Annotated in this window: 13 protein-coding genes; 1 reads left to right on the top strand and 12 read right to left on the bottom strand. The window is 45.5% G+C overall.

The annotated features are described in order from the left end of the window. Positions 1-354: 354 nt before the first annotated feature. From F3J22_RS21240 to F3J22_RS21185, 12 genes are all read right to left on the bottom strand, one after another. The gene (locus F3J22_RS21240) at positions 355-2466 is read right to left on the bottom strand and encodes a hypothetical protein (protein ID WP_167019938.1); all 2112 of its coding nucleotides are present in this window, start codon (positions 2464-2466) and stop codon (positions 355-357) included. 12 nt (positions 2467-2478) lie between these two features. Next, entirely contained in the window at positions 2479-6936 is a 4458-nt protein-coding gene (locus F3J22_RS21235) for a hypothetical protein (RefSeq protein ID WP_167019937.1), read from the bottom strand. 24 nt (positions 6937-6960) lie between these two features. Further along, positions 6961-7500, bottom strand: coding sequence for a hypothetical protein (locus F3J22_RS21230; protein ID WP_167019936.1), 540 nt, complete (start codon positions 7498-7500; stop codon positions 6961-6963). Next, the gene (locus F3J22_RS21225; protein WP_167019935.1) at positions 7484-10690 is read right to left on the bottom strand and encodes a hypothetical protein; all 3207 of its coding nucleotides are present in this window, start codon (positions 10688-10690) and stop codon (positions 7484-7486) included. Before F3J22_RS21225 ends, F3J22_RS21230 begins: the two co-directional genes overlap by 17 nt. After that, a complete protein-coding gene (locus tag F3J22_RS21220; protein WP_167019934.1) occupies positions 10687-12996 on the bottom strand; it encodes a fibronectin type III domain-containing protein in 2310 nt (769 codons plus the stop codon). Before F3J22_RS21220 ends, F3J22_RS21225 begins: the two co-directional genes overlap by 4 nt. Positions 12997-12999: 3 nt before the next feature. Continuing rightward, the gene (locus F3J22_RS21215) at positions 13000-14742 is read right to left on the bottom strand and encodes a hypothetical protein (RefSeq protein ID WP_167019933.1); all 1743 of its coding nucleotides are present in this window, start codon (positions 14740-14742) and stop codon (positions 13000-13002) included. A gap of 201 nt (positions 14743-14943) precedes the next feature. Continuing rightward, positions 14944-15399, bottom strand: a complete 456-nt coding sequence (locus tag F3J22_RS21210; RefSeq protein WP_167019932.1) for an SRPBCC domain-containing protein — start codon at positions 15397-15399, stop codon at positions 14944-14946. Positions 15400-15571: 172 nt separating this feature from the next. Further along, entirely contained in the window at positions 15572-16738 is a 1167-nt protein-coding gene (uxuA, locus tag F3J22_RS21205; RefSeq protein ID WP_167019931.1) for a mannonate dehydratase, read from the bottom strand. Positions 16739-16748: 10 nt separating this feature from the next. Then, entirely contained in the window at positions 16749-19082 is a 2334-nt protein-coding gene (locus F3J22_RS21200) for a glycoside hydrolase family 3 N-terminal domain-containing protein (protein ID WP_167019930.1), read from the bottom strand. Positions 19083-19088: 6 nt separating this feature from the next. Next, positions 19089-20699, bottom strand: a complete 1611-nt coding sequence (locus tag F3J22_RS21195; protein WP_167019929.1) for an endo-1,4-beta-xylanase — start codon at positions 20697-20699, stop codon at positions 19089-19091. 30 nt (positions 20700-20729) lie between these two features. Beyond that, complete coding sequence (locus F3J22_RS21190; RefSeq protein WP_167019928.1) at positions 20730-22544, bottom strand: RagB/SusD family nutrient uptake outer membrane protein; 1815 nt, start codon at positions 22542-22544, stop codon at positions 20730-20732. A 19-nt stretch (positions 22545-22563) separates the two neighbouring features. After that, on the bottom strand, positions 22564-25740 hold the full coding sequence (locus F3J22_RS21185; RefSeq protein ID WP_167019927.1) for a TonB-dependent receptor: 3177 nt from the start codon (positions 25738-25740) through the stop codon (positions 22564-22566). 84 nt (positions 25741-25824) lie between these two features. Here F3J22_RS21185 and F3J22_RS21180 point away from each other — a divergent pair, with 84 nt between their 5' ends. Further along, positions 25825-26058 (top strand): hypothetical protein, encoded by a 234-nt coding sequence (locus F3J22_RS21180; protein WP_167019926.1) that lies wholly within the window; start codon positions 25825-25827, stop codon positions 26056-26058. The last annotated feature ends 49 nt before the right edge of the window (positions 26059-26107 follow it).

Genomic DNA, 26107 nt, shown 5'->3' with positions numbered 1-26107 from the left:
TGAACTGCCATCTTCATCTGGCGTCTCTATTGGACCTGACAGTGTCACTCCTGTCGGGAAGCTTGCTGAAATAAAAGTGGGATAGTTCAGATCATAAAAGAATTGGGAGTAATAGGATGCATCTCCATAGTTAGGACATTTTCCATTCTCAGAATAATTCAATGACCCTGATAACTGAATACCGAAATTGAAGATCGAACCAGAAAGGCAATTATTTTCCCCGTAGCCACTTAAGTCTGTTACAGGGGAGATCATGTAGTATTTGTTCGTCGTCTGTCCAAATGACCTACCACAGACTATTAAAAGCGTTATCAATAACAGGTAAATATATTTCATAGGCTATACTAACAAGGCTCAATAATTTACAATTACTTCCGAGGTGAATCCGCTTCTGCCATTCACGGTATCCATCATACGAAGTTTATATTTATAGATAGTATTCAAGAGTAACTCAGCGTCTGTAGTAGTCGTTTCCGTGCCTTCTACTGTTTTAATGAGTCGGAAAGTTCCGTCAGCGGTGGCTTTATAAATCCAGACTTTATTAACTCCTTTCAGCGCCTGCCAGCTAAGCTTTACCAGTTTATTTTCTCTGTCAACCGAGACTTTCAAAGCATCCTTCGCAGCAACGTTGCCCATATCAATTCTGGCAGCGTTGAGTAATTTGGATGCACCCTGTAACCCACTATCATCAATCGCAATAAGCTGATAGGTATATTTAACACCGGCTACTGAGCTGGTGTCTGTATAGTTAACAGTAGTATCACCCTTCGGGAGATATAGAACCGATTCCCATACGCTATCCTTTCTCCTCATCAGCTGATGGCATTCCACATCTGCACTGGTACTGAGTATCCAGGTTAATGCTATTCCCTCTGCAGAAGCGTTACTGGACACGAATAACGGCGGCACCGGCGGAATAATATCCGGTCTTTTCAATGTCAGCATTTCACTAAATGGAGAAGGATTATAGTGTTTATCCAGTGCTACTACTTTATAGTATACATTTTTTGTCAGTGTATTTATAGAGATGGTATCGCTGAAGAAGGCCGAATCAGCAGGGTTTCTGGTCACCTGTACAAACTCTTCCTGTGGCGCATTGGCTCTGAACACACGATAACCGTAAAGGTCTTTTTCTTTATTGGGTTCCCATGAAAGGGAAACTACGCCTGCTTTGTTAATAGTACCGGCAAGCGCTACAGGTGCTACAGGAGGGATACTATCTTCCTGCTGAATAAAATGCGGGAAGGAATATACATGCTGCCCATCTTTTGTGGTAGCTTTGATTCGGTAATAGTTAACATTCATTGGCTGCTGATCCGCGAAGATGCTGTCTTTTTCCAATAATGGCACTTTGTTCAATACCGTATATTTTTTATTGACAGCAGCAGATCTTTCGATATCATAGCGTACAATCTTCGCTTTACTTTGCGGCATACGCCATCTTATATATACCACGCCTTGCTGATCTTCAACATCAACAATGGTTGGATGCACAGTCAGCAAGTCGTGTATAGTCACCTGCACCGTATCAGAAACAGGACCAATTTCACCAAACGCAGAGATACCACGCACACGGTACGCATATACCTGATCTATGTGCAGGGCGGTATCCAGGCGATAGAAATAATTTACCTGATCTTTCGGGTTATCCTGTGTATTGATCAAAGGCTCTTTGCTGACACTGGTAAAGGTTTTACCATTATCATCGGATCGTTCCAGTATCCATGCATTATAAAACCGTTCGAAGTTGATTTTATTCCAGCTAATGAGCGCCGCTTTGTCCAGCGGGCCTGCCTTTAGTTCAGCCGGTTTAGGCAACGGCTGGTACTCATCCAACCCTGTGTATATATAGCCGGTATCTGATGGCAATCCGGCAGGTGTAACGGCCAGGAATATACGATAAAGGTATTTCTCATCCGGCTTTACATTTCTATCTACAAACCCCAGCCCCATTGCCTTTGCAACCTCATAACTCTGTTCCGCTGCATATAATCCAAAACTGAATCGGGTTTCCTGTTCCTCAGACTGGTGGTAGATAGTCATAGGATCTGCTTTTCCTTTCTTTTTATCTGTGGCCGTCACTTCAAACTTTTCTCCATATAAAGCCTGGGCAGCTATGCTGCCCGGCTTCTCATATCGTTGAACAATCGGTTCCCAGGCTGCCAAAGGCAAAGGTTTCAATGGCCGGCCAGTAAGTGTTACTATTTCTGGTTGCTTTAGCAACTGTTTATTTCTGGCTACGGTATAGCGCTTAATAATATACCCGTTTGCGTTAGCCGCACGCCACAGCACCGCATTTACCGGCGCCCAGCGCAGCATGATCGAATCCCCTGAAGGCCTTGCCATTGTAGCAATCAGCGGTGCATCTACTCCCCTTCTGGCCTGACCATAGGATTTTCCGGCTCCAGCCATCAGGGAAAATGTCAGCAACATACTGCCCAGCCATTTCATACTTTTCCTGTTCATGATTCTCTATCGTTAAAGTCCGTATGGGTTTTGAATAGTAATAATCCTGGTAGAGGTAATTACGTTGGTACCAGGAAGCACATACTTAATCTGTATTTTATAGTCGCCTTTTCTAAGCTGAGCATATGGCGTCAGCAGGAGCACATCCTTACCAGCAGGATATTCCCAGAGGCGACCATATATATCATTGGCCATTCTGTTTCTCAGTTCAGAATAATCCCTGTCTATCACATATGGCAGATTATATACAAATCCGGAAACACCGGTATATTGCGTCTGACCACCCGGCGTCAGATTCAGGCCCGTACTCACCTGCCTGATATAAACCGCCCTCACCGGAGGAATACCTAATGTTTCAGGCCTGCGCCAGGTGATAGTGAGTGGCGTTGCGCCCGTACCGCTTGGCTGTAACGGATATCCGTTATAAATCATCGGATAGATATTTTCTTTATACCAGACATTATCGTCCAGTAATGCCTCCATCTGTAATACATGACTATTTCCATCTGCATCTACCTCATTGTTATCAAACAGTTCATCACTGACATACTGATAACCTAACTCATAAACCCCGTTACTGATGACAGTTCTGTATGGTGTAGGACTTGGCATTTTATCCAGTTTCTCTGAGAAAGTATTGTATTTACTTGTCCTGAAATCCAGCTGGTAGAATGCTTTTTCGGAACCAACCACTAAACTGCGTGTAGCCGTTTTAGTTGTCACAGACATATTTCCGGCGTCACCACTACTGATATTTGTGGCATTGGACTGCACGTTTCTGGATATATCACTTTCATCTTCTGTAGGCACATTTACCAGGGCAAACGTATATGCAGTGTTATTATTCATTGCCTCGGGCAGGTTGAAGGCGATTTTTCCAGGTGAATAGGTAAATGGAAAATCGATATTGGCACTACCATCAAAAGGTATCAGTCGGGCGGTTTGCGTAAAGGAGCTATCTGGTCGGAACATAGGCGCCAGATCTTGTGTCAGCTGAATATAACCACTTCTTCCAGGCGCTTCATTACGGTAATAGTTCAACTGGTTCTTTATCGGATAAGTATACCTGATTTTGTTTTGCGGAATTTCATCCGGCAGGTTGCCTGTGGTAAAGTTATTGTTCAGTTCTTCTGCATACACTTTTCCATCCACCATGTATGGTATCCAGCTGCCATTTACATTTTCCTCAAAAGTCACTCTGGCCGTTAGTTTGTAAGCACTTCTCGGTTCGAGGCATGCATCAGTATTCAGGATAACCACGGTATTATCACCACTCCAATCAAAAGAACCTGCAATATTTTCTACGCCCTTGCGGAGATTCATATATTCCAGTCTTGTTCTGAACTGGTGAGATTTTCCGCCATCATCATCCAGACTGAAAACTTTACCTACCGGCATATTAAATACGATCTGCGGTGCAGTGAATATGCTCTGCTCATCATCTCCTTCTTTTGGTGTGGCATCGCCAATGATCTGAACGCCAGACTCAGCGAAGATGTTATTGTTTACAATTTTACATTCTTCACCCAGTGTCAGTTCAAAGCGGCAATTTCCACTGATTAAGCCTCCGAACAATTTAAACTGACCCCCTACGATACCGCGCATCCATGCAGGATTGGGCAGTTTCGCCTGTAATACTACTGCTGCGCCAACTTCTATGATATCAAAATTTCCTTTCTTAAAAGGTAGTTTTACCTTAATACCAATCTTACCCTGGAAATAGCCATAGATCTGTCCATTGGCGTACCAGCCATTGATGCCTATAGGTCCGGTTTTACCTTCGCAATGGAAACCATCTCCATAATCTTTCACCATTATATCAAATCCGATACCTGCACGCAGGCGGGCATAGAACATCCAGAATTGCTTATCACCGGTATCGAAGTCCAGTCCGGCGCCGAAGGCGAAACCGGCCCCATCTCCCAAAGCATTAAGATCACGCATATAATCCAGGTCCTTACCACCGAGAATTTCCGATACAATAGGCGGCGGTGGCGGACTTCCCGGCAAACCCGTACCCACCATAAAGTAAGCATGCGCTTTTGCCAGTCCAAGGATATTTACGCCGATAGGATTATCCGGCGTACCTGCCAGCAAATGCCAGCCATCCGGACCTACATAAAACTCACCTTCTCCGGCCAGGTTGTTTTGTCCAATACCAGTAAGTGCACCATATACATTTACATATACTTTCAGGTTAGCGAGCAGGCTGCTGTTCTCAAAATCAACATCGACGAGGAGTCCGGCAGAAATCAATCCTTCCGGTTTGAAGTTATTAGGATCGTAACCACAGTCGCCGGCGGGGCCGTCAGCGCTTTTATTTACAGGCATCATGTTCTGGTATTGCTTCAACAGCGCCTCTGTTCCTTCCGGCAACTTCAGTGCCATCACATTCACCTGCCCGCGGAAGGTAATTCGTTTCAATCCTCCTCCACGGTTAAACGCTATTTCCAGCGCCACCATACCGTTGATGGTTTTATCCTTCAACGCAATGAATTTAAGCGATGCTTTTATACCCAGACCTGCGGTTGCATCCGGCTTATAGATAACCCCGGTATGTGTATTACCTAGGCGATAGGCAGTAGTATCCTGTCCTTTTGCCAATACAGAAACGCCATAGAACAGCGCGCCGCCGAACCCTTTTATCTTAACAGCCGGCGGGAATATCGGCACAGCCACAGGTAGATCCACCATAATATCTGCATACCAGTATCGATCACCTTTAACATTACCAAACAGCGCAACAGAGCTGAGTTTTACTTCCGCCTTGCAGATCTGGATAGATGCGTTGATATCACCACGGAAGCCGTTGCCGTAGACAGGTTCATCTGTAAAGAACTCGAGGCCCCCTTTCAGTTTAAATAGTCCCTGGTTAATGTCGATGGCTACCTTACTGACTTTCAGTTCGGAGAAAATGTGGTGAATGCGACCATCCTCATCCTTATCGACTCTTCCCATCAACGCCATGGTAGCATCAGCAGAGAAACCATTTTCACCTTTACCGCTCACGTTAATGCCTACCTCAAAAGAGAGACCTCTTTTGTCGCCATCTTTTACGAGTTTGATATTATTAATAGAGAGACCGTAACCTGCAATGGAAGGGAATGTCAGATCCGAAGCAAAGGAAAATGTACCGGAATGGAAGTAGGGCGCTTCTGTGGACACCGTCAGCTGTTCAAAGCTGATGTCCGGTACATTAAATTTCTGTGCCAGCGAGGCAACAGCCGGATACTTTCCACCATCAATGGTGAGGACACCGTTGAGGGTTGCTTTCGCCTGGAAGTTGCCATCTTTTACGGCCACTTCGAGTGAAGAACTTTTCAACAGATGCGCCGTTCCGATCAGCACAGGCAGATCTACCGTATCGGTAGGTTTAACCGTAAGGAGGTAATCATCACCGGGATGAAATACGGCGCTATAATCAAAGCGGGTTGTATCGCCGGTAATAGGCACGTTTACCCCACCGCCGAATTCACCACCTTTCACCTGGTTGGCAACGAAGTGCAGACCGAATGTTTCCAGAGAGAAAGACCATCCACCCATATCACCGTCTTTCATCGGGATCAGGTTAGTAGCGGTGATATCACCGGAAAAGCCTTTATCATCTATGAGGGCATTACGAACTGCAATGACAGGAGACTTTTTGGTAGAGCGCTTACGTATTTCAGGCGGCAGCTTTACTTCAAACCTGCGCAGGAAGAAGCCTCGCCAGAGTTCTTTATCATCGCTGGTATATTCAGCCGGGAATACCATATCCGGACTATTATGCGCGTCACTGAGGTCAATAATAGCATCCTGGATGGTGAAGGTCACACCTTTTGCGCCCCTTACCTGGAAGGGCTGTATATTAACCGCCGCAAGAATATCATTCAGATCGGTGGCAGTTGCTTCGAAAGTAGCCTTTACACGCTGGCTGTCGAGCACTTTTCCCTTATCATCTACCGGTACTAATTTTTTGGAGAGGTTGACGGAGGCACCTAATCCGAGTCTTTTAAAACCATTACAGTCAAACTCCACGAATGTTTTACCATGCAGGAAGGTGAACTCCGTATTATTACCGAAGAGGTCCAGAGGCTGATCGTTGACGAGTTCCAGCCGCGCTGTACCTACCAGTCCACCTTCTCTCGACACCGGAATACCACGACCGGCAAACATCAGCTCTCTGGTAGTTCCTGGCAGCGGCACCACGATATACGCAGTGATTTCTGCATGGTCCGGCAGGAACCGGATACTATCGATGATGACAGGCGGCGTACCATTGCCGGATTGACCAATGCCGACAGGCAGTTTGAAGTCGACGCCTTCATTTTTTAGCTGGTCGTACAGACCGGTATTACTTAATAGGTTGCCCGCACGGCGTGTCTGGATGATTTGGTTGGCTCTCTGAATCTGCTTCTCCAGGGCGGTTTGTGCGAAGCCCGTGAAACAACAAAAGCACCAAAGTATGGTTAGGTATAGGTATCGGGTCATAGGATAAGTCAAATCAAAAAAATGCTATTTTATTGTTGGACAAACCTGCCCATCAATAATTTCCACTTTAACAACTGTAAAACGTTCTTTATAAGTTTCGAGCATTTTTATTATTAGTGAAAGATATTTATGCACGAATTCTAAGGGTAAAAGGCTAATAAAATAACGAAACTCGCTAGTGCTTATTTCAGTATTATTATACCGCGCAAGTGTTTCACCTAACAAATAAAACATTGCCCAATCTGGGAGTTCCATTTTAACAACTGTTTCGAGTTGTTTTAATGAAAACAATATCCCATTCAATGGCAAATAACGCTCTTCGGCTGAACGGTTCAAGCTAGAATCTTCAGTGCCCATCTTTACATGTAAAAACATTGTTTCGTCCCATTGAGATTTCCATTCATCTTTAATGGGGTTATTTATCCAATTAGGCGAAATTAGTCTCTTCGTTCCTTCCTTGCGCTCCAATGCATACCCCAACACAAACATTCCTGTCAGGAGATTTTTATTTAATTCAAATAGGTATTTGGTGTTCTCAATGTATTTATTAGAATCGAATTCCATTTCTAAAATCATTAATGTCAATAATCTTTATTTTCCCATCAGGATAGATTAAGGCTACCTTATCGGCAATTCTAACTCCTGAAAAATCTACTGTTTCTAACGCAAGACTAACTCCCTGATTTACATACTCAACCTTCATATATGGGTTTTCTTTCATACTAAATGCCATATGGTCAGCATTTTGAGCTTTAGTTCCCAAGGTGTAATCATGTACATTCTTTATGATAGCTTCAACGTCATCTGCTTCCAATGCCTTAAAATCAAAAATACCGATTCCTTTCACATTAGCATCCGGTGTCTTAATACCAGTTGCTTGCTTTTCATTCAACAATTCGACATTATAACCTTGTGCTGCAAAATCCCTAGCCATATTGTAATCCCCCTGCACCTTATTATGTCTTGTATGAGCAATTACATAGTTTCCAGACTCCTCGTAAAACATTTCTTTACCGTCCAAATCTGTTTTGTTCCATAGATCGCCATAACTATCAAATTCCTTTCTTCCAATAAACACTTCATCCTTCCATTTAGTCCACTTATCTACATAACTATCAACTGCCTTCCAAACATCATCTGATGATCTTCCAAAGCGACCTGCGAATTTAATTTTATCCGCCTCGGTCATATCGGCGACCTTCTTCTCAATATTGACCAATTTTAACTTCTTTATACGGGATAAAGCCTCTAAATGTTCAATATTCGACGATCTATATACGTTCTCCCATACATCGATCAGGGTAAGATCATTATTTAATGCTAAAACGGCCTCATCACTTGCGCCACCAAAATCGTTTAGGAAGAGAGCTTTCTTATTTTCGCTCAGTTTACTGAACCGTTCAATCAGTCTGGCCTTATTAAGATGTTCAACTGCACGAAGATATCCAATCTCTTTTGACCTAAATATATTAGCCCAGATATTAAATAGCTCCGGATCGTTGTTAAATGCGGTCAAAACATTTTTATCAGCGTTTAGAAAATCCTGCGCAAAAATTTTCTGAAAAGTTTCATCTGCATTTTTCAGCTGATTGCCCAGTTTTGTGAATCCACCTTTTTCTATCTGTACCAGCAGTTGTTCCCATTCCGACCCCAACTGTGCTACGCCCGAAGCTCCTGCATCCAATAATTTCAGAACATCTTTACCCTTTAAATCCGTCATTATCTGTCGAACCAATTCTACCTGGGCCTCTGTTAGATTTGCTTCTGCTATTATTTGATTGGCCGTTTTGTATGCACCACCCAACGCCACATTCATCTCATATGACAATCTTCCCGCGCCATACGCAAGATTTATTGCCTTTAAGACCCTGATATAATTGGGGTGATGTCGTGCAAAATCAGGGTCACGGTCCAGATAGTCTTCAGCTCTTATGTTCATCACGGACACACCCATATCGACCATTGCCAACGCAGCTGTCATACCGTTAGCACCCTGAAAAAAGGCAGCCAATTCTCCCACCCCAAGCGCAAACATTCCAGTATTCAGAATCAATGACGCAGATTTCGCAATCTGTTTGTTATGGTGTTCGTTAAACAGGAAATAGCAGAAGATAGCAGGTAAAGTAGCGTAGCTATTCTTTTCGAAGTGTAACTTACTGCCCAAATTACAATCAGATTCGAAACGAATTAATATGTATTCATAAGGATCCGCAGTCAGGCTTGCTAAGGTCACAGTCTTTTCCTCAAAAGCATCCTGTCTCAATATGAAGGTTGTTCCTTCTACATTAAATGAGAGGCTACCATTATCGTTAAGTGTTTCATTCTGGGTTTTGGAAAAGAAATCATAATCAAACGGGATAAAACGGTTTTTCAACACCATTTGCTGATGATCAGATTCAGGCCTTGGATATACATCCAAAATCATATTGACCACGTAAGACACAAACAACCCAAAAGCATCTCCATCCATCTCCTTCACCAGGTGCTCCAGCAATTTGTTCTTTTTCAATTCATCCAGTACACGCTTTTTATCTGCAGTTGTTGTAACAGTTTTAAGAATTGCCAGCATAAATTCCTCCCCGCCATAGCCATCTCTGTCATCCACCCAGAGGTTATGCATGGAAAGTAAAAAACCTTTTACCCCTACAATATTCAATACACGTATGCGGGTATCAATATCCAGTGCCTTAAACCATCCTTCTCTGCTTTTTGAGAGAACGAACTGTAACAATATTCGGTTCTTATCATTGGCTGAACCTAGTTTTTCTTTCCAGACCCTGAATGCTCCCTGATATGCTAAAAGTGAGTTGTAATACTCCTGAAAAGCATCTTCTGAAACGATTGCCCCTGTTGCATGCTTAATATCCTCCTGGTACTGGTTATATACATCAACTCCCATTTCATTAATGAGGTTCCCTATTTTAGCCAGCAGGTCTGCGCTTACACCTTTATAACCTTCGTACGTCTCATAATAAATCAGACCAGGGCCGCTTTTCGGCTTTGCTTTTGAAAAAGCGTTCATACTGGCCGTCATCAATCTCACAAAAGAGGTAGCCCTCTCTTTTTTATCGTTTGTCCAGGAAGCACTCTTAATCAACTCCTTAAACCTGCCAATAACTTCATTATCAATACCGATATTGAATGGAACAAAAGTTTCATAATAGTCTCCTTTATCAACGCCCATCTTGACCGTTATGAACCTTGTCCAGCAAACAAACATGGCATTATTCAGCTTATTTCCCAGCTCGGATTTCAGTTTCTCAATAAAGGCTTTTTCTTTTTCTAATGCCACCCAACGTGGATAATACTTCTCTTTGTCAATATTTAAATTAGTTTCATCAAATATATCTTTGGTGGTTATTCCATCATAAATATTGCCACCATCTACGAGCGCCAGATTATTAATAATCAACAGATACGGAGAAATGGACGTATTAGTCTTTGCCGTCAACAATTTTCCGTTCAGCTCTTTTTCATCGTTGGTCGATATATAGCTTTCATTACCAAAATCAGTATCCTGGAAAAGGAATTTATTAGGATCAACCGCCAGCAATTTGCTGGCATCAACACTAATAATATACCTATTTAGATAAGATTGATTATGCGCATCATTGTAGGCATTCTCTTCTACGATGGCATTAACATAGGCAGCAATCTTACCTACCATTTCTTTCTCCAGATCAAAAGCCGGAGCAACCGCTAAACATACATTGGCTGCGAATATCAGCCCAATTAACAGAATTATCTTTCTCATTTTGCTGCTGCTGAAAGTATCTTTAGTTTCGAAATAATCAAATCTATTACTCCATCTGCCACACCAGGCACCATATCCTCATCGCTCACATTTTTGGCCTTCTGCGTTTTATAATAGTCTGTGAACGTCTGTTTATCTACCTTGATGCCCAGTAAAACTTTTTGCTTCAGGTCTTCATTATCCTGGTCCTTCTCTAACAATTGTAAAACAATACCTTTATTCAATTGGGTAATTAAATCTCTGTATTGCAGCACAAGTTTCAGTGTTTCATCTTTTTCATCAATATCCAGGGAACCTTCATCAAATATCACTACCTCATCCGGTACCGCAGTTTTGCCACTGCCGGCCCCTGCGTCAGGAATATTTTTTACATTCTGTAATACAGCCTGCAGGATATTTTCATTTAGTGCATCCTGCTGCTGAGATGCTTTATTAGCTTCATCTCTCCAGGTCTGTATCTTCTCATCCGTATATTCTTTTCTTAACTTCTTAATGGCCTGTTTATAGAGATTAAATAACTCCGCCAGTATCTTCTTCAGCTCTTCCAGTGCAGTTTTCAGCTGATCTTTTGCTTTCTTCAGGTCACTCACTACTTTCTGCAAGGCAGTTTGACGCTGCTCAGGTGTCATATCAGGTAATGCATCCTGAAATGCTTTCAACTCCTCCAGCTTTGCCCGAATGTCATCAAAAGCATCAAGCACACTCTGATCCAGCCCATTCCAGCCTTTCATACGATCTATCACAGCTATTTCCTCTGCTGCATCAATAGAAAGCAGGTTCTCCACGGTTGGATTCGCAAGAATTGCATCCAGGCGATCTACATAATTACCTATCTCATCCTGCAGTTTCTTAGACACGGCCTCATAACTATCTCTCGCCAGTTCTACTGTACCACTGTACATCCGCTTATCCGTATTAACACCGATGTTTTTAAATGTTACCCGCACCACTACATATCCCATCAATGGGATTTCTACATGCCCATTACCTGAGAAGCCACTGGCTTCCAGTCCGGCACTATCCACTTCTATTTTGAAGTCACCTGCAACAAAAACATCTCCTTTATTTAACTCTTCAATATTTTTTGTATTGGTAATCTTTGATGCTGCTGATGATTTCCCGCATACAAAGTCGCCTTTGGTCATCGTTTCATTAGGCATAGTGAAACTATCTACCGGAGAGTAATCTCCATAACCCCAGATGCACTGGGCTTTCAGCTGATATTCATATTTCTTGCCTGGTTTCAATCCTGAAAGCGTTATCTGTGGCAGGTAACAAACATCTTCATACCATTGGGATGGCGTCTCCCCTCCTTCTCTATACCTGACGGTATATTGCTGCTGTGTGGTATTAGCCGCCCAGGTGAGCTTCAGCTCATTCTTTCCGGCAAAGAATGCTACTATCTGTGATGGTACGCCGCACTTCTCTCCATAGGTAAATCTTACTACTTCACTATATCCATCATTCACAAACATATCCCTGCCGGTTACTTCCATGGCCTGTACCTGCACGGCATAGTTGTTTCCTGGCGTCAGCGCCGGCTCTCCGGGGCCATAAACCAACATGGTCTGGTCTACAATATTTTCGTATATAGGTCGCAGTGAGCGCATGGCATCATTGGGATCTCTGTTTGCCGGCACCAGTTCTACCAGCCTGAATTTATATACCATATTAAACGCCGCATTGATAGAGGCAGTAGAGCGCGGCATCCACTGAAACACTACATTCTGCGGGTCCATAGCGTCTACTTTGGTATCGCGCATCGGCAGATTGATAATCGGCGGATAACTCAGGAAACTGGATATGATGGCGGCACCAGGGTTAGACACTACGGTATTCCGGACATAGTCCAGCACTTCTACGGTGAACTTATAAATCCCTTCCGGCAGTTTAGCGCCGTCTTTGGTGAAGGCGCTGTTATCAAGTCCCTGTATCAGCAGGTTCTGCGGATTCAGATAGGTGGCCAGATCCGGGCCACTGATGGTGATCATCTCTCCACCATTAATATAGATAGGTGCTACATAAAATCCTGTCTTACTCATCAGGGTAATACCTGGTCCTTCTATCTTAATCCTTAGCCTTACTTTATAATTAGATTCTGTCAGATCTTTTAACAGCAGATGTACCTGCATACGCTGGATATCCGGTGCTGCATAGTCGCTCAGATAAAGACTATAAGGCGGATTCAGCTGCAGGTTTACCATAACCGGGTAAGTAGCCTGCTGCCCTTTCGCTGTAAATACAGCGAACAAACCTATCAGGAACAGTAAAAAATGACGCGAACGGCCGCAAATACTAGCTGGCATGCTTTAAAAATTATAATTATACCCCAGTGTGGTAGTGAGTTCAGAAATACTTTTTGAATTTGCTGTACTGGTGCCGCCCGACCTGTTCAAGCCGGTAATGCCCAGGTTCAGGTTATGTACCTTTTTAATGGCATATGACCCTGAAAGCCTTGCTGTCAGCACTTTTATACTGGACTGTCCATTATTGAAACTACCGTTCCACGACATAGTACCAGAAGTACGAAGTTTCTTTTCCAACAATAGTTTATTAACACCCAGTGTAGGCCCTAACGTTATACTCTCCCTGTTCATGGCTGTATTACGGTTGGCATTGAAGCCAAAGGTAAAAGAGAGGTTGCGCGGTGTCAGCTGCAAACTATAGGCACTGTTAAGGTTATAGAAAACCGCGCCGGTATTCTGTTTCACCCCACCCTGTTTATCCATGCTCTGCATATAGGATAAGTTGCACATCAGCATAGATGACTTCTCTTTCGTACGTGACAGCGCATAGTTCATACTCATACCGGCATTGCGCGAAATCTGCGTATAGTTTAATGTATCCAGGTTTTGATAGGGAGATACCTGGTTGATATAATCGAAGTCAGATTTGATATTTACGTAAGACTGAAAGTTGGAATAGCTGAAGTTGATATTCATCTTTTTGGTAGCTATCCAGGAAACATTGGCCGCTCCCACGAAACGGCTCATGGTACTCATTTTATCATGATTCAGGTTATCATGCTGCAAGCCCGCATTTACGCTGGCAGTCACTTTATCCTTAAATGCTTTAAACTGCACGTTGCCCGTCATATTCTGAAAGTCATTGGCAAAGTAATAGGCGCCTAATGTTTTGTATTCCGGTGCTACCCATTCATAGGCGATACCAAAGGAATATTTCTTCCCGGCATAGGTCAGGCCTGATTTCCAGGCTGTATATACAGCAGTTGAAGCATTGGTTTCAAGCATGCCCAGGGTGGGTAGCTTAATCTTTCCGGCGCTATCCGTTTCGGCCCTGGTATCTCTGGTTAATGCGCTCCAGGCTATTTCTGCGTTTACGATCAACCTGCCAAACAACTGCTTGCTGCCTGCTACTCCCATCACGAGGTTGTCCTGTGGGGTGAGTGTGGGGGTACTTTTAACGGTTGGAATAGAATTAATGTCATCCTTGGCCTTAAACATGATCAGCTCAATATTATCCTTACCTTCTCCGTAAGCGGCTTTGAAGCCATAACCCATACGCTTATACGCAGGAATAATATCTGTTCTGGTGGTATCTTCCTGCACGGCCTGTTGCAGGCGGCCATACATGGCGCTAAACTTAAAGCGCCCTTTCGGCGCAAGGTCTACACCAACGCCGTTAAACAGATGCCCGGCCATTGTATAACTGGAAAAGTTCATACTGGAATATCCCAGATGCCCCGTAATCCATTTATACGTTGGCGTTAGTCCATACTGGTTGAAAGGTTGCGAAAATGCGACCCTGCTTTGATTTGTATACGAAAATGAAAATGGAATAGCCCATCCGTAGATATCGAAATTGATATTTCCGTTGAGGAAGAAATTATACGGCTCTCTCCTGCCTTCCGGCAATCCGGAAGAGAAGTAGGCAACCTGCTCCAATCCGATTCCTCCGTTGACTTTCACCGGGTTCTCTTTTCCAACTGCATCCAGGCGCTGAGCATGGCCAGTCGTGGGTTTTATAACCAATAGCCCTACAGTAAATACTAATAGTCTATAGGTACAGGCATAGGATAACTTCACACGCAAAACTAATAGGTTCTTTTATAGGTATAGTCAGTTTTTCATACAGATTTTGGCTACAAACTTTGCATAAATATATTATTTATAATTTAATATTAAATAATTATCAATAACATGATAACCATACTAACAATGCCTTAGTAAAAAAGGCGTACCAAAAAGCAAAATGCATTTTGGTACGCCTTTAATAATATTTACAAGAAAATTCTAATCCTTCTTCATATAGTCAAATGCGCCTTTACGCAGGTGCACGCTATATTCCAGCCATGCTTTCAGGCAGGCAAGAAAATTGGCCCAGCCTTCGGTATTGCTGCGCATCCACTTCAAACCGGCTTCGGTATTGGGCATGGTGCCTTCTGTGATTTTTACGACGGTGGAGTTGTCGGGACGTTTTTCCAGGCGCATATCCACTTTCAGCTGATATCCCGGCGAACCTTCCCATTGAAATATGATTTCTTCAGGTTCTTTCAGGTCGAGTACTTTGATGGTAAATGTATCAGGGAATTCAGGGAACTTCCAGGTAATGTCTTTCCCGGCTTCCATTTTTGCAGAACCTTCTGCAATGAAATAGTTGGACATCTGCGCCGGATCAACGATCGCATTATACACTTCGTGGATGGGTTTGGCTATCTGAATGCCAGCTTTTGCTTCCAGTTCATTCATAAGATAATCATTTAGGTAGATGAATATGTTTCCGTCCTCTCAAGTTACCTAAAAGATACCAACAAAAAAAGGGCGCTGTCGGACAACAGCGCCCCCTGCTCAATTCAATATTTGCACGAGGGTAAGTGAATTACCCCAACGTGAATTGCTCAGCCTTTTAGTTCTAAACGTGTTAAATACTTTTACTGATACCCAATTCCAGTCCGCGCAACTCTGCAAGCCCCTTCAAACGCCCTATCGCGGAGTATCCGGGATAGGTGGTTTTTGCCTGGTCATCGAGCAGCTGGTGGCCATGGTCTGGCCGCATGGGAATGCTTCTATCCTCATGCTGCATCAGCTGCAAAAGCGACCTCACCACGGCAGCCATATCGGTATTGCCTTCCAGATGCCAGGATTCATGGAAATTGCCACCGCTATCCGACTGTGTATTGCGGAGATGAATAAAATGTATCCTGTCGCCATAACGTGTAATCATTCCCGTTAGGTCGTTGTCCGGCCTTACACCTAAAGACCCGGTACAGAAGCACAGCCCGTTTGCCAGGGCCGGCACTGCTGCCAGCACCCGCACGATGTCGGACTCTGTACTCATAATCCTTGGCAGTCCCAGCACCGGAAAAGGCGGATCATCAGGATGAATAGCCATCACTAGTCCGCCGGCGGTTGCCACCGGAATAATTGCTTTTAGAAAATAGATGAGATGCTCCCGTAGCCTGTCTGCATCTATACCTTTATAGGTATCCAATGCGTCGAGTACAGCTGTTCGTGTAAATCGGCCGCTGGTACCCGGCAGGCCCAACATGCAATTATCGAACAGGCGGTTGCGCTGTTGTTCATCCAGCCCATCCAGTAAATCCATCGCCGCCTTCACCTCTTCCCTCGTGTAATCTTTATCTGCCATGGGCCGCTGCAACAGGAAGATATCATAAGCGATAAATGCCAGTTTCTCAAAACGCAGGGCAATAGCGCCATCCGGCAGCCGCCAGGAAATGTCTGTTCTTACCCAATCCAGCACCGGCATGAAGTTATAGGTAATCACCTTAATACCACATGCTGCCAGGTTGCGCAAACTCTCTTTATAATTTTCTATATGCTGCAGGTAATTCCCGCTCTGTCGTTTGATATCCTCGCTTACCGGTAAACTCTCTACTACCGTCCAGCTAAGACCTGCAGCATGGATCAGCTCTTTTCGTGTATCTATTTCCGTTATAGTCCATATTTCGCCGGGGGCAATCTGGTGCAGGGCGGTGACAACACCTGTACAACCGGCCTGCCGGATGTAATCCAGGCTCACCGGGTCCTGCGGTCCAAACCAACGCATGGTTTTCTCCATTAATCTCATCTGCAAAAATCTATTGAACAGTAAGTACTACATCATCAGTTTTATCGGAAGATGTTCCCACCATACAGGTAAAGGTGCCTGGTTCTACTATCCATTTCATGTCTTTATTGTAGAACGACAACGCCTCTGCATCAATGGTGAAGCTCACTTCCTTCGATTCGCCAGGGTTCAGCCAGATCTTATGGAAGCCTTTCAATTCCTTTACCGGCCTGGTAACAGAAGAATAGTCATCCCTGATATAGAGCTGTACTGTTTCTGCACCACTTACTTTACCGGTATTTTTTACCACCACCCTGATATTTACTTTTTCACCTGCTTTGATTGCCGCTTTAGACAATACCGGTTTGCTGTATTCAAACGTCGTATAGCTGAGACCGTGGCCGAATGCAAACAGCGGGCTCACGTCAAAGCCAAGATTGTAGCCTCTTCTGGCCGATGGCTTATAGTTGTAGTAAGCAGGAATATGCCCGGCTGTCCGTGGAAATGAAATTGGCAGTTTACCACTTGGATTAACTTTTCCGAACAGCGCATCTACCATTGCATATCCGCCTTCCTGGCCCAGGTACCAGCACTGCATTACAGCAGGCACCTCCCCAACGAGCGCGCCGATACTCAGCGGAGGACCACTGTTCACCATGGCACATACCGGTTTTCCTGTAGCCACCACGGCCCTGATCAGCTCATTCTGCCCGTTTAATAATTCCAGTGTAGGAAGATCTCCCAGGTGATTACTACCCCATCCTTCTCTACTCATGCTTTCGTTGCCACCTACAAACAGCACCACAACATCCGCCTGCTTTGCCACTTCTACGGCTTCTGCTATCTTCTCTCTGGCTTTGGCTTTATCTGCCAGCTCGATTGTATCAGCGCCCCAGTCATTGATATTGGTCAGGGTAGCTCCTTCTGCATACAGGATTTTCATATCATTACCATAACGCTCTTTAAGGGCAGCTAACGGCGACGTACATACGCGTGGTTTACCGGAATATCCACCCAGCAGACATTTATCAGCATTAGGGCCAATGAAGGCAATGGTTTTGATTTTGCTTTTATCCAGCGGCAAAAACTGATGATCATTCTTCAGCAGCACCATACTCTCGGTGGCCGCTTTATAGGCTACGGCACGTTTCGCAGGACTGCCTACCAATGTATCCGCTACCGCAGGGTCTACATAAGGATCATCAAACAAGCCTACCCTGAATTTATTGATCAGGATACGCATAACGGCACCATCGAGGGTAGCCATGCTCACCTTACCATTTTTTACCTGTGCCGCAAGATGCTTAAATCCGTCAGGGTCTGGTGTTTCGAGGTCGACACCCGCATTGAGCGACAGTACGCCTGCTTCATCCAGGGAAGGTGTAATCTTGTGCAATGTCTGTACATCGCGGACTGCATAGTAGTCAGAAACCACCACGCCTTTAAAGCCCCATTCCTTGCGCAGGATATCTTTCAGCAGGAAGCTGTTGATATGTGCCGGCAGTCCGAATACTTCATTGTAGCAGGCCATTACGTTCATGGCGCCTGCTTCCTGTACGGCCAACTTGAAAGGTTTGAAGAACACCTCTCTGGCTGTTCTTTCATCTATGTTACTGGGTGATACATTCAGGCCACCTTCACTTTGTCCGTGTATACCAAAGTGTTTAAGGGTGGCGGCTACTTTATCTTTGGCAAGATAAATACCGTCGCCCTGATAGGCTTTTATTTCCGCTACCGCCAGTCTGGAGATCAGGTAAGGGTCTTCCCCTAAGGTCTCTTCTGTACGGCCCCAGCGGGGGTCGCGGGTGATATCCACCACGGGGGCCAGCACTTGCTGTCCGCCACGGGCACGCACTTCCGCAGCAACGCTGCTGTATACTTCTCCCAGCAGCTGCTCATTCCAGGTACTGGCCAGTGCCATAGGCACCGGGAAGTTGGTGGCGTCCTGTGTTTCCTGTCCATGTAAAGATTCTTCATGGATCATAACAGGAATGCCTAAACGTGTTTTATCAATAAAGTAATGCTGAATTTTGTTGTACAGTACAGCCTGGTCTTTAGGATAACGCCCACCACTGTTAGGGCCGCCTTTTTCGTTGAGGCGTGCCAGTTCACCCATTCCATTTTTCAGTACTGCTGCGGCTTTGGCTTCGTCGAAGTCGTCCCCGCTTTCATTCAGTATAGTTGTTTTCTGTGACCACAGACACTGTGTCTGCATTACCTTCTCTTCCAATGTCATGCGCTGGAGCAGGTCTTTGGCCCGCTGCTCCGGCGACAGCTGCTTATTTTTATAGGCAGGCAGCTGCGCGAACGCAGCTGCTGAAAAAGAGCTCAGTAAAGTGATTAAAATAACGCGATTCCTGTACATCTTTTTTTATTTACCTTTTAATCCCTGCAATACAGCACTGTACGCAGGTTTCTTGTTATAATTATTATCGTATATCAGCGGATATTCGGCGCCATTATTATAGAGCCAGCTGTTTTTATCGTTGATACCCCAGATAGTAATACCCGCACGTTGTGCTGCCGGTATATATTTCATATAGCTCTCTACCGCATATTTGTAAACTACTGCCTGATAAGCCAGCAGCTGTGGTGTAGGACCACCGGCAGCACTACCTGCCACGGCTTTCACATCCAGCTCGGATATACGAATTTTAAGCCCGCTGGCGCCCAGCTTCTGCATCATATTATCAATACCTCCCAGGTTGGAAGTACGGGATACGTGCATCTGTGTACCAATACCATCGACTTTACAACCTCTCGCTTTCAGCTCTTTTACGAAAGCCAGCAGGGAATCCAGCTTGGCATTGTTGGATTCGAGGTTATAATCATTGATGAAAAGGTCTGCGGCAGGATCTGCTGCCTCTGCGTATTTAAAGGCTTTATAGGCTGCATCGCGGCCCAGGTAGTTAGACCATACCAGCACGTCTTTCGCGTCCGTACTGGTGTTGACGTTAGTACGTATCGCCACCGGATTATCTGCAAATGGCTCGTTGACCACATCCCAGGCATGTACCCTGGATTTATAATGCGTCACCATGGAAGTAATGAAGGTTTTAAGGGCCGTATCCAGTTTCACGGCAATCTGCGACTGGTCTGGCTGTGCGATGGCTTCCTTAATGCTGGCGTCATCGATATAATAGGTATTGGCCGCCTGCCCCATATCAAACAAAAAGGTATTGGTAGCTGTAGCGGCAGTAAAATTAAAGCTGACCTGCTGCCAGCTGGTACCAATGGTCTGATCTCCCTGGTACTGTGAAGAACCAGCAGCAGGAGCGCTTCCCAGGGACAAACGTATAGAACCACCTGCTGATGAGGCCTTCACCCAATAAGATATGATGTAGCTCTTACCAGGTGTGGTAGCAAATGTGCTGCTGGATACCTGCACACGCCACTGACTCCCAGGATAGGCAGTAGGGTTTACTACTTTCATGGCGCCGGTACCGCTGTGTACTTCACTCGCTACAGTAGTGGCAGTGATAGTGGCGGAGCCACTTGGATTACCAGAGTTAAATACAGACCAGCCGGTGAGCCCCGACTCAAAACCACCGTTGGTAGAGAGTTCTGCGGCCGCAGGTATAACGATACCGGCAAAGCTTTTCAGGTAAGTAGCATTCTGGTTCTGGTGCCAGCAGAGTGTATGCCCCCAGATGGTGATGTTACCCAGCTGACTCACCATCGCATCAGGTGTGGTAAAATCGATGGTTCCATTATCTTTTACGACAGCACCATGCTTCATTTCATAGCCGAAGGTAACAGAGCTGAAATCCCTTTTTGTAATGGCCAGAAATTGCGCATCCTGCATAGGGCCATTATTGACAGCAGTTCCGATAGGGAATGTAGCAGCATCTTTCAGCACGCCAGTGGTGTCGCCAAAGTTGCCGGTAGACAGGATACCTGTGTCTACATTTTTTTTGCAGCCGCCCAGGCACGCAGTGGCAGCGAGCAGCAGTATAGGAAAATATTTAGGTATGCCAGGCATATAATAATATTTAGCGTTGGTTTAGGAAGATTAATAACCAGGATTCTGATATTGCGCCTTGTTGTTATCAGCCACGGCATCGAGCTGGCCTTTAGGGATAGGACGCAATACGTGGAAGTCTTTGATATTGCCGGCATCAGGATTGAACTTCTTCACTCTTTCCACCAGTTTACCACGCACCGCCAGATCAGGCCAGCGCATACTTTCACCACAAAGCTCTCTTGTTCTTTCATCCAGGATAAAGTCCAGTGTGATGTTTGCCACATCATTTACCTTGATGGCATTGTAACGGTTATTGATATCTGTAGTTGTCAATCCCGGGCGATATGCTGCACGGAGTTTTAATACATTGATCAGCGTTACTGCATCTGCGGCATGATTGTCCTGCAGTGCTGCCTCAGCGGCCAGCAGGTATACTTCCGACAGTTTGCTCACCACAAAAGGACGTCCGCCCTCATCATTGGCGGCCAGTTTATTAGGATCTTCATACTTGCTTAAACTTGGATAGAAGTTAGCGGTTACCGCAGGATCGATAGAACCACCGATCATATAAAACTCTCTTGGTGCAATCACGCGGTAAGGTTTGAGTCGTGGCCCTAATGGTAGTACACCATTCAGTGAGTCGGCTATCCGGTTGGTTTTGGCAAGGATAAACGCGGTATCGGTATTGGCAGTAAAGCCACCACCTGTCTGAGAAGCCACGTACACGGTACGGAAGGTGCCATCATAGCGGCTGTCGTTATCCTTATCCGCAAAGGCAGTATTGTACAGCCATGGGGTTGGACAGAAACGACGTATAGGCCTGCCATACTGCGTGGTACGTGTACCTACCGGCTGCGTGGAAGAAGAAGCCAGTGGCGCTTTTACAGAGGTATAATCTCCTACAAAATCATTATTGGCATCTATTCCCTTGGAACCACCAATACCAGTAGGGTTACCTACTTCATTGGCGATGTTGTTTCCCGGAATACGCTCTACGGAATACAAAATCTCGCTGTTATAATCATTGCCTGGCTTATGTACGTCCGCATAATTCTGTTGTAACGCCACGCCATATTTAGATTGATTATTGATCACTTCCATGGCGGCAGTATATGCTTTACTGAAGTCAGTAGCTTCTTTGGCGCCGGAATAACCTTTATGGATATACGCTTTTGCCAGCATATGAAAAGCGGCAGCCTTGCAGAGGCGGAATTCACCGGCAGGGCGCTTGTCTGGCAGGTTCTGGGATGCAAATGTCAGGTCATCAATAATTACTTTATAATCTTTCACGAGTATATCGCTAACGGGCAAACGATTGAATCCCTGGAAGGCTGTCTGGTTAAACTTCAGATCTCCGCTACCTAAATCTACGGGTACTGCACCAAACTGCTCTACCAGCAGCATATAATACAAGGCGCGCAGGAAGCGGGCTTCTCCGAGTACGGTTGCTCTGTCTACGTCAGACAAAGCTACTGTCGGCGCAAATTCCACTACCGCATTGGCGAGGTTGATATTGGAGTAGTTACGGTTCCATGGTGTCTGAATGGCACCATTGGCGAAGTCAAGCGAATAGTTACCCAGGGTAAGGTAATCACCTGTACCGCCGGAGCCGTTGCGCGGTTCTGATGCGTAGGTAAATTCATCTGTACCATCTACGGCAATACCTACAGCACCTTCCGGGCCGTAATCGTAACGCATACCCGAATACAGTGAGTACACGGCATTCTTAATACCCGCAGGGGTTTTGAAATAGTCGACAGAAAAGACAGTATATGGATGTTCTTCCAGTTTTTTATTGCAGGAGGAAGTAGATAGCAGGATACCACCGGCAACAAGACTGATAATTTTATGTAATGATTTCATACGATGCAAGTTTTACCGGTTAGAAAGAAACGTTGGCGCCGAAGGTGTAAGTTCTTGACGGAGGTGTGGAAACGCCGATAGTGATCGCGCCGTTGCCATTGGTATTGCTGCGGAGGTTACCCGGGTTACCAACACCCTGGCTGCCTGTACCTGTACCTTCCGGATCTATGCCTGTCTGTTTGAAATAAGGAGAAAACAGGGTGGCCACGTTGTCGACGGTGAAGTATAAACGAAGTTTCTGTGCTTTGAGGCGCTGGAGCATGGCATTGCTGAAGCTATATCCCAGGTTGATGCTACGGAGTTTCAGAAAGGTTGCATCGTAATAGCCGAGGGTGGTCCAGGCAGTACTGATATTGCTGATCTGCGTCTGCGGCTCAGGGAACCAGTTACTGGGATTGGTAGGTGTCCAGTAGTCTACTTTGATACCACTTCTTTTACCGTCCATTACTGTCAGGTAAGAGGCATTGGATTGATGTACCTGGCTCACCAGCAGGCCGCCAAAGCGGGCATACATGGTGAAGCTGAGGTCTACCCCCTTATAGGAGAAGCGGTTGGTCATACCGCCCTGGAGCCTGGCATCCATATCACCGATTACATAGCGGTCGTATAATTCGCTGATAACGCCATCTGGCTTGCCGCCAGGGCCGCCGTGGTCTTCCAGTTTGATCTGTCCGGGAGTAGCACCATATTTGGCTGCTTCTGCTGCCTCACTGGTTTGCCAGATGCCGAGTTTTTTATAGTCATAGATGGCAGACATCGGGTATCCCACGAAGAGCTGGTTAGCGATGTCCTGTGTTACGCCATTGCTGAGTTTCAGCACTTTGTTCCTGTTGAAATAGAGGTTCAGGTCTGTAGTCCAGGTGAAGCCGCTTCTGGAACGTACGTTCACGGAGGAGAGTGACAGCTCCATACCTTTATTTTCCATCTCTCCTACGTTGCTGGTATAGTTGCCGGCCACACCTGAAGTGGGTGGCAGCGATACGCCGTACAGGATATTATTGGTTTTGGCATAGTAATATTCGAGTGAACCGGAAAGTCTGTTGTCCAGCAAGCCGAAGTCTACACCAAAGTTCCTGGTTTGTGTATATTCCCACTCCAGGTTTGGATTAGGAAGAGAAACCACCTGGTAACCTGTAACCACTGTTGGTCCGAAGTTGTAACGGATGGTATTTCCTGGTGCGGTGAGATAGTTATTGTTGGTAACAAGGCCTAGTGATGAATACGGAGATACTGCCTGGTTGGATGTCTGTCCCCAGCCGGCTCTCAGCTTCAGGCTGGATATCCATCCGATGGACTGCATAAACGATTCTTTACTGATATTCCATCCGGCAGAAATAGCGGGATAGCTATGCCATTTGTTGCCTGCGGCCAGCCTGGAAGATCCGTCCATACGGGCGGTAAGTGTCAGCATATATCTTTCATCAAAGGCATAGTTGATTCTTGCCATGTAAGAGAGCAGTGCCCAGGAGCTTTCGTCTCCTGCCACCACAGGCGCCGGTGTAGCGTTAGACTGTGCCAGGTTGTAGAACTGAACAAAATCTTCCGTAATAGAATCTTTTCTTACAGAGGTATAGTGCGAATGATTTTCCTGGATACTGTATAAGCCGGTGAAGTTGATATGATGTTTCTGAGCGAATGTTTTATCATATAGTAAGAGGTGTTCCAGCGTATAGCCCCATGCTGCGTCGTTGTAGACATAAGCAGTATTTCCTTTGCCACCACGGAAGAAGCTCGGTCTGCCGGCAGCTGGATTATCTGCGCTCTGGAACTGGTCGTTTTCGGAGGTACGGTAGTTAACACCCAGGTTCACGCGGTATTTCAGCCCATCTATGATTTCATATTCACCATAGATGCTGTTGTTGGTGGTTAGCCGACGTTGTCTGTCTACCCAGTTATTATCATTATTTTTTAATAAGAGCGGGCTATAGGTAGGTGTATTGTTATCATCGATGTTACCGTTAGGTAATGGCCTTACTTTACCCAGACTATCATAAGGCGCTTCCAGCGGGCTCATAGCCAGTATCGGGAACATGGTACCGCTGGCAACAAACTGGGCGCCGTTGGTGATGCCGATCTGGTTGAGTGTAGAGATACCCACCTTAACGCGTTTGCCTATACGGGAATCGATGGTAGCACGGATGCTGTAGCGGCTGAAATCCTGGCCTGGCAGCACCGCAGTCTCTTTATAATAGCCACCACCCAGCGAGAAAGTATTACCATTATTTCCGCCGGATACGGTGAGGTTATGATCTGTTCTGTAGCCATTATTATACATCAGGTCCTGCCAGTCGGTACTTTTACCTTTGGCGATATAGTCCTTTTCTTCGGGCATATACCCCTGGCCCCATGGAGAGATATTACGCATGGCCTGGTATTCGGTGGCGTTGAACACCGGGTATTTATTGGCTACTGTAGCAATGCCATGGTAGCCATTATAGGAGATCCTGGTGTCACCGTTTTTACCACGTTTGGTCGTTACCATCACGATACCGTTGGCGCCACGGGAACCGTAGATAGCAGTAGCAGAGGCGTCTTTGAGGATGTCGATGGTGGCGATATCATCCGGGTTCAGGTCATTGAGTGAGCCTTCGAAGGGGATTCCATCTACTACGAAGAGCGGATCGTTTTGTCCGGATATAGACCTGGTACCGCGAATACGGATCACCGCACCGGAGCCCGGTGTGGTACCAGCGCGTTGTATTTCCAGGCCGGCAGCCTTACCCTGGAGGGCCTGCTGCAGGTTGGCGGAAGGTACTTCCCGCAGCGTTGCTTCGCTTACGCTGACCGTGGAGCCGGTCACATCTTTACGTTTCTGGGTACCATAACCTACTACCACTACTTCGCTGACATCGCGCGCTACAGGTTTCAGCTGGATATTCAGCTGTTGCTGGCCGCCTACGGCGATTTCTCTTTCAGCGAAGCCAATGCTGGTAATGACCAGTATGGAAGTAGACTTTACGGTGATCACAAATTTACCTTCGGTGGTAGTTACAGTACCGATGCTGGTACCTTTGATCTGGATGGAGGCGCCTGGCACGGGCTGATTGTGGTCGTCGGTGATAAGACCCGACAGCTGGCGGTCCTGTGCCTGTGCGTGAATGGTGGAAAGTGTAGCGCATAACAACATCATGAATGTTGTAAAGATCTGAATGCGCCACCAATGGCCTTTATGGCATAGTGGTTTGTGCTGGACCATTTTTGAAGATTTTGATTGATAAATTGAAATCGGTTGTATTCAACCGTTTACGGACGCAAGAAACTAATACAAGTAAGGGTAAAGATGGAATACTATCGGCTGAAATGCAATACAGTTAAAGCATTACATAACAGTGGCGACAGCAATCCAGGCACAGGCGGCCTCCCGGGAGGCGTGGAAAATGCCAGAATGTTTAGCAGACAGCAGTTGGCAGCAGTTTTCATAACTAATAAGTTCGTGGAACCATTTAATGGTAATACAATCGTGGAATCGCTACTCGGTCATTTTCACGGAACGAATATAGTGTTCTTTTTTTAAAAAATACAACCGATTGTATTTTTTTGTAAGATTTTTTCTACCTTTATTT

The organism is Chitinophaga sp. Cy-1792 (assembly GCF_011752935.1).
Lineage (GTDB): Bacteria > Bacteroidota > Bacteroidia > Chitinophagales > Chitinophagaceae > Chitinophaga.
The sequence above is the reverse complement of the archived record's forward strand: the minus strand, read 5'-3'. Positions and strand labels throughout refer to the sequence as shown.